This is a genomic window from Bacillus sp. FSL R9-9530 (assembly GCF_038008145.1).
Classification (GTDB): Bacteria; Bacillota; Bacilli; order Bacillales; family Bacillaceae_G; genus Bacillus_A; species Bacillus_A mycoides.
This window is the reverse complement of the sequence record NZ_JBBOYO010000001.1, coordinates 161,864-176,268: the sequence shown is the minus strand read 5'-3', so window position 1 is coordinate 176,268 and position 14,405 is coordinate 161,864. Positions and strand designations below refer to the sequence as shown.

Below are 14,405 nucleotides of genomic sequence, written 5' to 3'. Positions count from 1 at the left end.
TCATGTCAAAAACATTTGTTCATTGAAAAAAGTCATCGAAGCGATGACTGTTATTGCGCAGCTTGCCCTATCCCTTGGTTTTTTATCACCAATCTTTGGTGATATTCTTTTGCTGGATCTAATGGGAAAGTAACCACTTGGCCATTCAGTTTAATTTCAACATTCGGTGCACTTCCAATATTAAGCCGCACTTCTTTTACTGTTGATAAATCACGTTTTTCTGTTTGACCACTTTGTACTGTAGTGTTTAGAATTTCGTTACCCGCATCATCTTTAACATCTACATAGCTTGCACCCTTCGCTGAAATTTCCAGTTCTAATGTTTTATTATTATGAATTTCCAAAGTAGATACCTTACCACTCGTTCCAACTACCTTCACTTCTTGTTGTCCAGTTGGTTGCGCTGGTTGCTCTTCTTTCTTTGGTTCTTCTTTTTTTGGTTCTTCTTTTTTTGGTTCTTCCGCTTTCGCTTCATCTTTCTTCGTATCTAACGGAGAATTTTTTGCTTTTTGAACCTCAATTTTCTCACTTTGAGCATTTTGAACTTGCCTATCATCTTTTCCAGTTAACGCTTGAATAACAAACCAGACTACCACTCCAAATGCGATTACTAACAACGCAATCAAAATTTTGGGCATATGATCCGCAATTGGCCATGATGAAGATTTTTGCATTGTTTCTTGTGTTTTTTGTCCAGTTGATACTTGTGGAACTTCACGTTTTTCAGACTGTGGTATCGTACTCTGATATTCCACAAGCAGTTCCTCTCCATTTAATCCAACAGCATCTGCATATTGTTTAATGAATGCACGCGCATAAAAAGCTCCTGGCAACACATCATAATTGCCTTCTTCAATCGCTACTAAATGGCGTTTTTGAATTTTTGTAATCTCATGCAGCTGATCAATAGATAAGCCTTTCGCTTCTCTTGCTTCTGTCAGCTTTTGTCCTAATTCCGTCACTACTAACACCTCAATATTTCTTTAAAAGTCGAACATAGAGAAATTGTTTTGCGTACCTTGCTCAATTTCATCTACTAAATTATATTGAATTTCTTCATCATAATCGTTACGCAATTCGATAATATAATCAAAATCATCCAATGTGTATTCTGACTGACTCACAAACACATCCGGATGTTCCACAACTTTCGTTGCAGGCAATCTCATGATTTCACGAACGAGCTGCCAGTGTCTTTCATTTGCACGCTTTGTCGACACAATTCCATCTAGTATGAAAATATTATCGTCGCTATACTCATCTTCAATCAATTGGCTACGAACAGTTTGCTTAATGAGAGTAGATGATACGAATAACCATCTCTTATTTGCACAAACACTTGCGGCAACAATAGATTCTGTTTTTCCGACACGAGGCATTCCTCGTATCCCAATTAATTTATGACCTTCTTTTTTCATTATCTCCGCCATAAAGTCTACAAGCAATCCTAATTCATCACGCACAAATCGAAATGTTTTCTTATCATCTGCATCTCGTTGTATGTACCTACCATGTCTAACTGCTAGCTTATCTCTAAGCTTTGGCGGACGATATTTCGTTACCGTTATATTATCCATCGTATTTAAAATTGATTCAAGTCTAGAGATTTGCTCTTGATTATCACACATAAGCAAAAGTCCACGTCGTGCATTATCTACACCATTAATTGTGACAATATTGATGCCAAGCATACCGATTAACGAAGAAACGTCACCAAGTAAGCCAGGTCGGTTTTTATGTATTTCATATTCAAAATACCATTCAATCATCCAAGATCACTCCCCTACGCTTACTTTACACCTACGTACTATATTATATGATTTCACCTTAATAGGGAAGCTAAATGTATAATCTATTCCTCCTAATTACTATACAAAAAAAGTAGAGAGGAGAAGCTCCTCTCTACTTTTACTTATGTTGTACAAACTTCACCATTAAATTTGCAATTGTATGTTGCTCTTGTTCATCAGCAACTTTCCAAAGCTCAGACAATAATTTTTCTTGATCGTTGCGCGCTTCTACTTCATTTGCTAAATAATCACCAACACGAAATGCCATATCTGATACGGCACCACCATCAAGCCCTTTTCCCCCCGCTTGTTCTAAACGTTCTCCTAAAAAGCTCTTCCACTGATCAAAATTATCTAACACTGACATGTTTAAGCACCTCACTATTTTAGTAATAGAATCATGCTTAATTTGTACAATTTCTTGTTTTTTATGTAAGAATTTTTTAGCAATGCCAACCGCCATTCACTCCGATAATTTGCCCCGTAATATAAGAAGCTCCTGGCGAAACGAGGAATGATACTGTTTTTGCTACCTCTTCGGGTAGTCCTATTCTACCTAATGGAATATCTTCAGCAATTTCATTTTTATCATCTTCTGAAAATACATTTAACATTTCTGTTTCGATCGCACCTGGCGCTACCGCATTAACACGCAATCCACTTAGAGAAACTTCTTTCGCTAAAGCCTTCACATATGAATTTTGTGCACCTTTCACCATTGAGTACAGCACCTCACAAGACGCTCCTATTTGCCCCCAAATGGATGAAATAACAACAACATTACCACTTCTCCGCCCGATCATCGGTGGAAGCGCCATCGATAAAAGTCTATATACACTCTTCACTTGAAGCTCCACCATATAATCTAATTCTTCATTCGTAACATCCGTTACTAATCCAAATATACTCTTTCCAGCTGCGTATACAATAACATCAATAGGATGTTCGATTTGTCCCCACAATTTCTCTGCTCCTTCGATAGAAGCTAAATTTGCTTGCACAGGAATCACTGCATCAAACTCCTTTTGTAACCCCCTTATCTTCTCTTCGCTTTTATTGTAATGAATATAGACTGTATAACCATCCTCGATTAACTGCTTCGAAATAGCAGAGCCAATCCCTCCGCTTCCTCCAGTTACTAATGCATACTTTTTCATAAATTCCCTCTCTTATCTTTTTATATATAAATAAATAATACCCTCATCTTACCATTTGGCAATAACCAAACGTTAGATGAGGGATATAGATACTGCGTTTTTTATTCACATATTACTTCATTTTTTTGGTAACACTTGGCAGACACTCATTTTCTCTTCAATTAATAATGTTTTTGCTGCTTGTTGTAGGTCTTGAACAGTTAATCCTTCTAACACTGTAAGAGCATCAAATAAACTAGATTCATTAAACGCATATCGTGTAAACTGATTTGCAATATATTCAGGTGAATTCAACGATCGTAAAAATCCGCCAATTTTCTTTTTCTTCACCCGTTCCAGCGCAGTCTCATCTAACTGATCATAATTCGTTTGTAGTAAAATACCTTTTAATCGCTCTGCCAATTCATCAGGGTGCTTCGTATCTCCACCAACCATTGCAAAACCGAAGTTATTTTCTTCTGTATAGTCATACGAGAACGAATCATCAATAAGACCTTCATTATATAAAGATTCGTAATGAACTGACCCTTTTCCAAATAAATAATCTAAAAGTAATGTAAGTGCAATTTCTTGTTTTAACAGAGCTTGCCCTTTTTCTTTTAAATTCGTTGCCTTAATACCAACTAAACATTTTGGAGTTTGAACAGGCATTGAAATAATCTTTTTCTTTTCATTTACTTCTTCTGGTTCCTCTTCAAAAGAGCGAACGATTTCTGGTTGATTTTCGTAATCTTTTTTCGCTTGATTTTCACGAACTAAATCCATTGTTTTTTCAGGATCAATCGCTCCAACAACAAATAATAACATGTTGCTCGGATGGTAAAAAGTCTCATAACATTCATACAGTAGGTCTTTTGTAATTTTACTAATAGACTCAATCGTCCCTGCAATATCAATTTTAATTGGATGTTTCACAAACAAACTATCGATTAACCCAAAGTATAAACGCCAGTCTGGGTTATCTTGGTACATTTGAATTTCTTGACCGATAATACCTTTTTCTTTTTCAACCGTTTTTTCAGAGAAATACGGTTCTTGTACAAAGTCTAACAACGTATTTAAATTTCTCTCTACATTTGATGTACAGGAAAAGAGATAAGCGGTTCTTGTAAAAGATGTAAAAGCGTTCGCTGAAGCACCTTGTTTACTAAACAATTGAAACGCGTCATGGTCCTCTTTTTCAAACAATTTATGCTCAAGGAAATGAGCAATTCCATCTGGTACACGAGTCATGTCTTCTTTTCCAAGCGGTACAAATGTATTATCAACAGAACCGTACTTCGTCGTAAATGTTGCAAATGTTTTGTTGAAGCCTTGTTTCGGTAAGATATATACGTCTAATCCATTCGGAAGTTTTTCATAATATAGCGTCTCTTTTAATTGCTCATACACAATTTTCTCCATTTATTCTCCCTCCGTTCCATGTAAAAAGTAAATTGTATCTAGTTCAATATTATTAGCAACTTTCACAATCTCTTCTTTCGTCACGCTTTCTATGCCCGTTAGCCATTCTTCAACTGGACGCGTACGCTCTGAAATCACCCCGTGATAAAGCATTTCAACAAAACCACGTGGTGTATCAATTGCCTCTAAGATTTGATTTTGAATTACACTTTTCGTTTGCTGAATCTCTTCCTCTGAAAAATCACCGCTTTGCATTGCTTTCATCTGTTCTTTAATAATTTCAACAGCTTTTTCAAAGTTCTTCGCTTCAATTCCAGACATAACGAAGAGCAAACCTTTATGACTTTCAAATCTCGATGCTGCATAGTACGCTAAACTATTTTTTTCACGGACATTTACGAATAACTTCGAATGAGAAAACCCTCCAAATAATCCGTTAAACAATTGTAATGCAAAATAATCTTCATCTTTATACGTAATGAATGTGCGATAGCCGATATTTAATTTACTTTGCTTTAGTTCTTGTTTTTCAACAATTTCTTTTTCTTCATTATTTCGTTTATGAAGAAGTACATTTCTCTCTTTCATAGCGCGAGGTGAGATCGAAAAATACTTATTTACAAGCTCCACAGCATCTTCCGAAATATCACCAATGATATATAAATCCATTTCATCTTCAGCTAACACTTTTTTATAATATTGATACAAACTTTCATTTGTAATAGAAGCAACACTTTCTTTTTTTCCATTTGCACTTAAGCGATATGGTTCTACTTTGCACATTTCTGCAATTAAACGCTCATTTGCATAACGCATTTTATCATCATAAGTAGCTTCAATTCGTTGCAAGAGTGCTCGTTTCTCACTTTCTACAATAGAAGATAGAAAACCGTCCCCTTCTGTTGCTGGATGTAAAACAATATCAGATAACATAGAAAGCGCTTTTTCAAATAACGGTGGTGCATCGCGTAAATATGTTTCATTTGCAATGTCTACATAAATAGAGATGATATGGTCTTCCCCTTTTTTACTTACATCTACCGCTAAAGAAGATCCATATAATTCTTCTAAATATTGACGAAGACGAATTACAGAAGGCAGTTTTTCTGTCGCACTTTGCAATACGTACGGCAATAGGGCACGCTCTGTCACCGTCTCCTCATTTAAAGGTGCTTTAAAACGAAATACAAAGGTATTTGTTTTAAATTTATCAGTCGGAATAATATGTACTCGCAAGCCACCTAATTCATGCAGTTGCTGTTCCATTAGTTTCATTAATAGCCCTCCTTTACGTATGTAGGAATATTCCTCTTCAATATACAGTTTTTAGAAATAAAAAATCAACTTTTCTTCCTTATTATGCTTACATTTGAGTCTTTCTAAAAACTTTAATATGTAAGGAACATAGTAAAATTCCGTATTAAATATATTCTATGTAAAAAAGCCCGCACTAATGTGCGAGCTTTTTTTATACTTTCTAAATACTCATCGTTTTCCTTTTTCATAAGGCGTTCCTAATGCTTTCGGAGCTTCAGATCGGCCTACAAAACCAACAAGTGCTAATATTGTAAATACATACGGTAATATCGTTAAGAATACACTTGGAATTTCTTTTAATATAGGAATTGTACCACCTGTTATCCCAAGTGATTGAGCAAATCCGAAGAACAATGCTGCTCCAAGAGCACCAAGTGGATTCCATTTACCAAAGATCATAGCTGCTAGTGCTAAGAAACCTTGTCCAGTAATTGTAGCACCTGAGAAGTTACCAGAAATCGACATTGCGAAGACCGCACCACCCACTCCAGCAAACATTCCAGATATACAAACTGCAATATAACGCATTTTATATACATTAATCCCCATCGTATCTGCTGCCATTGGATGTTCACCAACAGCACGTAGACGAAGACCGAACGGTGTTTTATAAATAATGTACCAAACAACAAATGCTAAAATAATGGCAATATACGATGTTAACGGTACGTTTGAGAAAAATATTTTTCCGATAACTGGAATATCTGATAGACCTGGGACATCGATTTTTTCAATACGGTATTGAATAAAATCTGTCTGCCCTTTATCAAAAATCTTCTTAATCGCAAATACTGTTAAACCAAGAGATAAGAAGTTAATCGCTACACCACTTACAACCTGATCAGCACGGAACGTAATAGATGCTACCGCGTGAAGTAATGCAAATAATCCACCACCAATTGCCGCAAATAGTAATGCAATCCATGGAGTCATCGTTCCCCAAGTATCACCCATTAATAAGGTTGTAACAATTCCAACAAATGCACCAAATAGCATTAGTCCTTCTAACGCAATATTTACAACACCTGATCGTTCACTAAATACACCACCTAATGCTGTAAAAATTAAAGGTGCTGATGTATATAACGTACCTGTCACAAGAATGGCTAATATATCTAAAAAGCTCATTTATTTCCCCTCCTTGCTCATGCGTGTAAGCGCCCATCTTAAAACATAACTACATGCAACAAAGAAGATAATACATGCAATAATTACGTTAATAAGTTCTGATGGTACATCTGCCTCAAAGTTCATTTGAGGGGAAGCACTTTTCAAACCACCAAATAACAATGCTGAAAGGATAATACCAAATGGATTATTTCCTCCAAGAAGCGCTACGGCAATTCCGTCAAATCCAATCCCTGTAAATGAAGACATTGCTGTCATGCTTTGGAATGTTCCTAACCCTTCCATTGCTCCACCAATCCCAGCAAATGCACCAGCAATTGTCATGGAGAATACTACATTACGAGAAACCTTCATACCTGCATATTGAGAAGCATGTTGATTAAATCCTACTGACTTTAATTCATAACCTAGAGTTGTTCGATCTAATAAGAACCACATTAAGATTGCTACTAAAATTGCAACAATAATTCCCCAGTGAAGACGTGAACCATCAGTTATTGCAGCTAACCAATCTGAAGATAAAGATGCACTCGCTTTAATATCGTATGTTTTATCATTGCCCTCATGTAAAAAGCGTTTAATTATGTCATACGTTACATATAACGCGATATAGTTCATCATTATTGTTACAATAACTTCATTAACCTTAAACTTCCCTTTTAAATAACCAGGAATAAAGCCCCATATTCCACCCACCATTGCTGCAAATAAAATAGATAATGGAATATGAAGAAACGCTGGTAGTGAGACCGCATAACCGAACCAAACTGCCGCAAGCCAACCAACTAATAGTTGACCCTCTACCCCGATATTAAATAAACCTGTACGAAATGCAAACGCCACCGATAATCCAGCAAGAATAAGTGGTATCATAGTGCGAAGTGTCTCACCAATCGCACTAGCACTGCCGAACATACCTGTCCAAAGCGCACTATAACCAACAATTGGATCATAGCCACTAACCAGCATTACAATCGCTCCAACAATTAAACCAAAAATAACGGATAGTACTGGGACTAAAATATTTATCGTTCGCTCTGTTAAAAGTTTTTTAGCCATTTGTACCCACCTGCTCTTTCTCTGTTCCTCCAGCCATTAGCAAACCAAGCTGTTGTTCATTTGTGCCTTTCGCATTCACAATTGCTACAATTTTCCCTTCATAGATAACCGCAACCCGATCACTCACATTTAAAATTTCTTCTAATTCTAAAGATAAAAGAAGAACCGCTTTCCCATTATCTCTCTGCTCGATTAATTTTTTATGAATAAATTCAATTGCACCTACATCTAAACCACGTGTTGGCTGTGCTGCAATTAATAAATCCGGATTACGATCTACTTCACGTGCAATAATAGCTTTCTGCTGATTCCCACCAGATAGAGCACGCGCTAATGTTTGTTCGCTAGGTGTACGTACATCGAACTGTTCAATAAGTGCCTTCGCTTTCCCTGTGATTTTGCTAAAGTTTAAAATCCCCTTCTTTGAAAATGGATTTTTATAGTACGTTTGCAAAACTATATTGTCTCTAACAGAAAAATCAAGAACTAGTCCGTGCTTATGACGATCTTCTGGAATATGACCAATTCCTTCTTCTGTAATTCTTCGAACAGGCCAATTCGTTATTTCTTTCCCTTTAATTGCAATAGAACCTGACTCAACTTTTCGTAAACCAGTAATTGCTTCTATTAATTCGCTTTGTCCATTTCCATCGATTCCTGCAATACCAACAATTTCCCCCGCACGAACAGTTAAGTCAAGGCCTTTTACAGAAGGCAGTTGGCGTGCATCGTGAACAACAAGATTTGCAATAGAAAGTACCTCTTCTTTGGGCGTAGCGTCTATTTTTTCTGTTTTAAAATTCACTTGACGTCCGACCATTAATTCTGCAAGTTTATGTTCATCCGTATTTGCAACGTCAACAGTTCCAATCCCTTTTCCTTTGCGAATAATTGTACAACGATCGCAAACTTCCATAATTTCTTTCAATTTATGAGTAATAAGAATGATAGATTTTCCTTCTTGCACAAGCTTTTTCATAATTTGAATCAATTCATGAATTTCTTGTGGTGTTAACACTGCAGTCGGTTCATCAAATATTAAAATTTCCGCTCCACGGTAAAGTGTTTTTAAAATTTCAACACGCTGTTGCATACCAACAGAAATATCCTGTATTTTCGCGTATGGATCTACAGCTAAACCATATTGTTCAGACAACTTTTGAATCTCTTTAGCAGCTTCTTCAACAGCTATTTTCCCTTTTTTCTTCGGTTCATTACCGAGAATGATATTCTCTGTAACTGTAAAATTATGAACAAGCATAAAATGTTGATGGACCATCCCAATACCAAGATCATTCGCAATATTCGGATTTGTAATTTTTACAGGTGTTCCTTTAATTTTAATTTCACCCTGTTCTGGCTGATACAAACCGAATAGTACATTCATCAATGTGGATTTCCCTGCACCATTTTCTCCAAGTAAAGCATGTATTTCTCCCTGTTTTACTTGCAGCGTAATATCATCATTCGCTACAATGCCTGGGAATACTTTCGTAATATTATTCATCTCAATTACGTATTCCATTTCGTTCCTCCTTTTAACAGGGAACATTCCCCTATTACACTATTAACTTATTAAGCAATTTGGAAGTTTTATACATACAAAGGTTAGTTCTAAGAACTAACCTTTGCTATTTCTCTATCTTTATTTTTTTAGAGAAGCTTCATATTCTTTATATTCTTTATCTGTAGCTGGTACTTTAATTTCTCCAGCTGTAATTTTCTTTTCAAATTCTTCTACTTTTGTTAAAATCTCAGGGTTAACTTTTTTCACGTTATCAGTTGTTTTTGCAATACCAACACCGTCATCTTTTAAGCCAAACGCTTCAATTTTACCACCTTTTAATTTTCCATCTTTCGCTTCTTTTGCTACTTTTTGTACAGCGATATCAACACGTTTTACCATTGAAGTTAATGTTACGTTTTCAGGCATACCTTCTTGATTTTGGTCACGGTCAACACCGATTACCCAAACGTTTTCACCTTTTTTCTTACGGTTTTTCGCTTCAGTGAATACACCGTTACCTGTACCACCAGCAGCATGATAAATAACATCTACGCCTTGACCATACATTGCTGACGCAAGAACTGTACCTTTTTCAGGCTTATCGAATGCTTCAGCATATTCAGATACGATTTCAATATTTGGATTCACTGCCTTAGCACCAGCTTTAAATCCATTCTCGAATTTACTAATTAAATCACTCTTCATTCCACCAACAAATCCTACTTTATTCGATTTTGTTGACATAGCTGCCACCGCACCTACAAGGAATGACCCTTCATGATCTTTAAATGTAATACTTGTTACGTTTGGTGCATCTACAACAGTATCAACAATTGCAAATTGTTGTTTTGGAGATTCTTTTGCTACTTCTTTAATTGCTCCCTCTAATTTATACCCAATACCGAAAGCTAAATCATACTTATCTTTTGAAAATTTCTTTAAGTTCGGAATATAATCCGCTTCTTTTTCAGATTGAAGATAACGATAATTTGTCTTCTCTTTTAATCCATTATCTTTACCAAACTGTTGTAATCCTTCCCAAGAAGATTGGTTAAATGATTTGTCATCAACGCCCCCAACATCTGTAACCATACCAACCTTAAACTCTTTATCCCCTTTTTTGTCACTATCCGCTTTATCCGAGTTACCACATGCACCTAACACTGTACTTGCTGCTAACGTTAACGATAATAAAAGACCTGTTTTTTTCTTCATACTAGAAACCCCTCCTGAAATGTTTTGTCTAATGATTCATACGCTGCTGTCCCTTACTTCTTGCTGTCACCTCCCTAAAAAGGAACTTCCCTACATACGTTTTCTTAATACGTGGAAGCTAAACTTATCAGCTCTAAAGTAATTAATAGAATATAAGATTGGCTCATCATTTTGATCATAGTGCATTTGTTTTAAAACTAGCAGTGCCGTTTCAGGTTCACATTCTAAAATCGGTGAAATTTTCGGGTGATAACCAATCGGTTCAATGTGAGCAACTGCGTATGTGATACGCTTGTGCGTATTATTATGTATTACTGTAAGCAGCGATTCCTCATTGTATCCCGATAAATCTGGTAATATCTCTTTTGCCAGTTTATCAATGCAATATACAACTGGTTCCCCATCCGCTGTACGAACACGTTCAATCATTACTGCGCTAAAAGCATCTTCACAATTAAATTTCTCTTTTTCTTCTTCTGTTAAAGTTGTTGTAGATGATGATAAAAAGATTGTTCCTGGTGTTTTCCCCACACTAGAAATCATATCTGTAATACTAGAAAGTTGCTCTATTCCGGAAGAAAATAACGGCTTCGCATTTACAAATGTCCCTACACCATGTCTACGAATAACAACATTTTCTTCTTCTAAAATACGTAGTGCTTCCCTTAAAGTTGCCCTACTTACACCAAGTTCTTTCGCTAGATCAAACTCTGAAGGTAACTTTTGTTTTTCTTTGTAAGCCCCATCTTTAATTTTTCCTTTGATGTGATCAATCACCCGCAAATATAGGTGACGACTATCGGATTTTACTGACATAAGACTCCCCCGCATTTCAATTATTCGACCTCTGATGTAAGACTTCTTTTCTCTTTTTTCAACTTACAACATAGTATAAATTACTAAATACTAAAAATAAGCGTAATTATCGAATAAATATTAATAATTTTTCAAGATGAAATTTTCACACTTTATTCCATAAAAAAAACTTTGTACCATAAACATTTCTCATATAGAGAAAAAGTTCGGCACAAAGATTCCTTACATCCTTTGTTACACACTTTTCCCCTCATAGTCTAGCAATTCATGGTTGCCAGGTAGAAACTTATGGACCTTATCTCCAAGATTATATGAGGCAGTGATTCTTTTCGAAGTAATCTTACCACTTGCTCCCATATGTGTCAACAGATTTCAACATTTTTCTACATTAAATATCGAACGTTTTGAAAACCAAAACGATAAGCATTCGTATTCTAAAGGACCCTTAAAAATGTAAGCCCTTTCTTAGTCGGTGACTATAGTATATAACAAAAACAGCATATAAAAAAGCCTAATTGTAAAAACAATTAGGCTTTTTTTAAGAACTTTTTTCTTGCACATCTTTAATGAGTACTCCCCTTGGTTTACTACCTTCATAAGGACCTACTACACCATTCATTTCCATGGCATCAATTAAACGAGCTGCTCGCGTATATCCTACTCTAAATCTACGTTGTAACATAGAAACAGATGCTGTTTGCATTTCTACTACAAGCTGAACCGCTTCATCGTATAATTCATCTTCTACTTCCTGCTTTGTTTCAGGAACATCTTGTGGAATCATATCCTCTTGATATTGCGCTTTTTGCTGCGCGATAACAGATTCTACGACTCTCTCAACTTCATCATCTGATAAAAATGCCCCTTGTACACGAACAGGTTTCGATGCACCAATTGGTATGAATAACATATCTCCACGACCTAGCAACTTTTCTGCACCACCACCGTCAAGAATCGTTCGAGAATCTATTTGGGAAGATACAGCAAATGCAATACGCGATGGAATATTCGCTTTAATAACACCTGTGATGACATCAACTGACGGGCGCTGAGTCGCAATAATTAAATGAATACCAGCAGCACGTGCCATTTGCGCTAAACGCATAATCGCATCTTCTACATCCGAAGAAGCAACCATCATTAAATCAGCTAACTCGTCCACAATTACTACAATATATGGTAATTCAGGTTGTTTCGCTTCCGATTGGCTATTATGTTCTTTAATATAATCATTATATCCTTCAATGTTACGCGTACCGCTATGCGCGAATAATTCATAACGACGCTCCATTTCACTCACAACTTTCTTCAAAGCCTGTGATGCTTTTTTCGGATCAGTTACGACTGGTGTTAATAAGTGCGGAACACCGTTATATACATTTAACTCTACCATTTTCGGATCAATCATCATTAATTTTACTTCATGCGGTTTTGCACGCATTAAAATACTTACAATAATTCCATTAATACATACACTCTTTCCACTACCAGTCGCACCAGCTACTAATAAATGGGGCATTTTATTTAAACGTGCCAATACAGCCTCTCCTGTAACATCACGTCCAAGACCGATTAATAACTTCTCTTCTGGGTGGTTATTCGCCTTTGAATCAAGAACTTCTCTCAGCGTTACCATAGAAACTTCTGAATTCGGAACCTCAATCCCTACAGCTGATTTCCCGGGAATAGGTGCTTCAATACGAATGTCTTTCGCTGCTAAAGCAAGCGCTAAATCATCACTTAAACTAACAATTTTACTTACCTTTACTCCCATATCAGGATACACTTCATATTTCGTAACTGCAGGACCTCTATGTACTTTTGTTACTTTCGCTTTCACACCAAAACTTTGGAATGTACGTTCCAATTTACGAGCATTTTCATAAATTTCCGCATTTTCATTTGTAACTTGCTTATTTTGGGGAAACTTTAATATATCAAGCGAAGGAAGCTTATAATCTTTATTTTCCACATTAGAAAATTGCATAGGAGGTGCTTTCGTTTCACCTTCTAGCGATTCAACGATTTTTTCTCCTCGTTTCTTGTGAGGTTGTTCTTCTGGCGCAGGCGGAACTGCCTCTTCAATAAACGGAGGAGTGATTAAATCATTTTCTTCTATCTGCTTTTCCGTCTCTTCACGTACTGGATAATTCTCAGTAAAATTCGAAATAATTGGTGGACCAATTTCTATTTCTTCTACTGGCTCAATAGCTTCTTCTTGTTCAGCAACACGTTCACGCCTCTTGCTTCTTGTTGTTTTTTTCTTTTCAGTTTGCTCGGCGACCCTTTGAGATTTCCAATCTTTATAATCCCCTTGCATTACTTGAAACTGACTTCTAAGAATTCTCCCTACCGGAGCAAGTACTTCTCCAATATGTTTATTTGTTATACAAAGTATTCCAAGAATAACTAAAATAATTCCAATGATATATGCCCCTACTTCGTCAAATAAGAAGTAGCACGTTGCGAACATCAATGCACCGAACATACCACCACCTAAATGAACACTATCCGGGCCCTTTTTCATTTCAAGGAAGAAGTAATCTTTTGTACTAACAATTACAGAAGTATTTTGCACAGCTCCATCTTTCGTAAGCAGGTTAAATAATGTAATATGACTAAACATTAATATTGCTAGTACAATTAAATAAACACCTATTAGCCGTTTATTTAAAAGGTTGGGCCATCCCCGCTTTATTACAAACGCAACAGATAAAGCTATTACACCTAACACACCAATTATGTACCACTCACCAAAGAAGAAGCGAAAAAATAACACAAACGATTTCCCTACAACACCTAGCTGTAAAATCGTAATAATCGAAAGTGCAAAAAGAGTCAACCCGACGATTTCATAATACAAAGTTGGCTTTATCGTACGTCTTGCCTTAGCCTTCGTCCCTCTTTGCTTTTGTTTTGCCATTTCTTCACCTCGTGTTCTAGAAATTAAGTACAACTTTCTTATAAAAAAGATCTACTTACATGTCTTTCTCTCTATTTTTCAGGTCTTTA

Annotated in this window: 12 protein-coding genes and 1 riboswitch; all 12 genes read right to left on the bottom strand. The window is 36.2% G+C overall.

Going from position 1 to position 14,405, the window contains the following annotated elements:
* Positions 1-50: 50 nt before the first annotated feature.
* Positions 51-962, bottom strand: a complete 912-nt coding sequence (locus MKX66_RS00850; RefSeq protein ID WP_002142844.1) for a helix-turn-helix domain-containing protein — start codon at positions 960-962, stop codon at positions 51-53.
* 21 nt (positions 963-983) lie between these two features.
* On the bottom strand, positions 984-1,769 hold the full coding sequence (locus tag MKX66_RS00845) for a DUF3388 domain-containing protein (RefSeq protein WP_000574107.1): 786 nt from the start codon (positions 1,767-1,769) through the stop codon (positions 984-986).
* 139 nt (positions 1,770-1,908) lie between these two features.
* A complete protein-coding gene (locus MKX66_RS00840; RefSeq protein WP_000114449.1) occupies positions 1,909-2,157 on the bottom strand; it encodes a DUF3243 domain-containing protein in 249 nt (82 codons plus the stop codon).
* A 76-nt stretch (positions 2,158-2,233) separates the two neighbouring features.
* Positions 2,234-2,947, bottom strand: coding sequence for an elongation factor P 5-aminopentanone reductase (gene ymfI / locus MKX66_RS00835; RefSeq protein WP_341085292.1), 714 nt, complete (start codon positions 2,945-2,947; stop codon positions 2,234-2,236).
* A 117-nt stretch (positions 2,948-3,064) separates the two neighbouring features.
* On the bottom strand, positions 3,065-4,351 hold the full coding sequence (gene yfmH / locus MKX66_RS00830) for an EF-P 5-aminopentanol modification-associated protein YfmH (protein WP_002014592.1): 1,287 nt from the start codon (positions 4,349-4,351) through the stop codon (positions 3,065-3,067).
* Entirely contained in the window at positions 4,352-5,626 is a 1,275-nt protein-coding gene (yfmF, locus tag MKX66_RS00825) for an EF-P 5-aminopentanol modification-associated protein YfmF (RefSeq protein WP_341085290.1), read from the bottom strand.
* 210 nt (positions 5,627-5,836) lie between these two features.
* Positions 5,837-6,796 carry an ABC transporter permease gene (locus MKX66_RS00820; protein ID WP_002033690.1) on the bottom strand — a complete coding sequence of 320 codons (960 nt, stop codon included), beginning with the start codon at positions 6,794-6,796 and terminating at the stop codon, positions 5,837-5,839.
* Positions 6,797-7,855: an ABC transporter permease gene (locus MKX66_RS00815; RefSeq protein ID WP_002190491.1), complete on the bottom strand. Its 1,059-nt coding sequence runs from the start codon at positions 7,853-7,855 to the stop codon at positions 6,797-6,799. It abuts the gene before it with no gap.
* The gene (locus MKX66_RS00810; protein ID WP_113769746.1) at positions 7,848-9,380 is read right to left on the bottom strand and encodes an ABC transporter ATP-binding protein; all 1,533 of its coding nucleotides are present in this window, start codon (positions 9,378-9,380) and stop codon (positions 7,848-7,850) included. The genes MKX66_RS00815 and MKX66_RS00810 overlap by 8 nt, the downstream gene beginning before the upstream one ends.
* A gap of 120 nt (positions 9,381-9,500) precedes the next feature.
* Positions 9,501-10,577: a BMP family lipoprotein gene (locus MKX66_RS00805; protein ID WP_002190493.1), complete on the bottom strand. Its 1,077-nt coding sequence runs from the start codon at positions 10,575-10,577 to the stop codon at positions 9,501-9,503.
* 90 nt (positions 10,578-10,667) lie between these two features.
* A complete protein-coding gene (locus MKX66_RS00800) occupies positions 10,668-11,393 on the bottom strand; it encodes a GntR family transcriptional regulator (protein WP_002088063.1) in 726 nt (241 codons plus the stop codon).
* A gap of 233 nt (positions 11,394-11,626) precedes the next feature.
* A riboswitch (purine riboswitch) is annotated at positions 11,627-11,728 on the bottom strand.
* A gap of 203 nt (positions 11,729-11,931) precedes the next feature.
* Complete coding sequence (locus MKX66_RS00795; protein ID WP_002014584.1) at positions 11,932-14,316, bottom strand: DNA translocase FtsK; 2,385 nt, start codon at positions 14,314-14,316, stop codon at positions 11,932-11,934.
* Positions 14,317-14,405 lie beyond the last annotated feature (89 nt).

What these genes read in the sequence shown, in the direction of transcription:
- MKX66_RS00845 (WP_000574107.1), bottom strand. Translation starts at nt 1,769, where the DNA reads ATGATTGAATGGTATTTTGAATATGAAATACATAAAAACCGACCTGGC.
- MKX66_RS00840 (WP_000114449.1), bottom strand. Translation starts at nt 2,157, where the DNA reads ATGTCAGTGTTAGATAATTTTGATCAGTGGAAGAGCTTTTTAGGAGAA.
- ymfI (WP_341085292.1), bottom strand. Translation starts at nt 2,947, where the DNA reads ATGAAAAAGTATGCATTAGTAACTGGAGGAAGCGGAGGGATTGGCTCT.
- yfmH (WP_002014592.1), bottom strand. Translation starts at nt 4,351, where the DNA reads ATGGAGAAAATTGTGTATGAGCAATTAAAAGAGACGCTATATTATGAA.
- yfmF (WP_341085290.1), bottom strand. Translation starts at nt 5,626, where the DNA reads ATGAAACTAATGGAACAGCAACTGCATGAATTAGGTGGCTTGCGAGTA.
- MKX66_RS00820 (WP_002033690.1), bottom strand. Translation starts at nt 6,796, where the DNA reads ATGAGCTTTTTAGATATATTAGCCATTCTTGTGACAGGTACGTTATAT.
- MKX66_RS00815 (WP_002190491.1), bottom strand. Translation starts at nt 7,855, where the DNA reads ATGGCTAAAAAACTTTTAACAGAGCGAACGATAAATATTTTAGTCCCA.
- MKX66_RS00810 (WP_113769746.1), bottom strand. Translation starts at nt 9,380, where the DNA reads ATGGAATACGTAATTGAGATGAATAATATTACGAAAGTATTCCCAGGC.
- MKX66_RS00805 (WP_002190493.1), bottom strand. Translation starts at nt 10,577, where the DNA reads ATGAAGAAAAAAACAGGTCTTTTATTATCGTTAACGTTAGCAGCAAGT.
- MKX66_RS00800 (WP_002088063.1), bottom strand. Translation starts at nt 11,393, where the DNA reads ATGTCAGTAAAATCCGATAGTCGTCACCTATATTTGCGGGTGATTGAT.
- MKX66_RS00795 (WP_002014584.1), bottom strand. Translation starts at nt 14,316, where the DNA reads ATGGCAAAACAAAAGCAAAGAGGGACGAAGGCTAAGGCAAGACGTACG.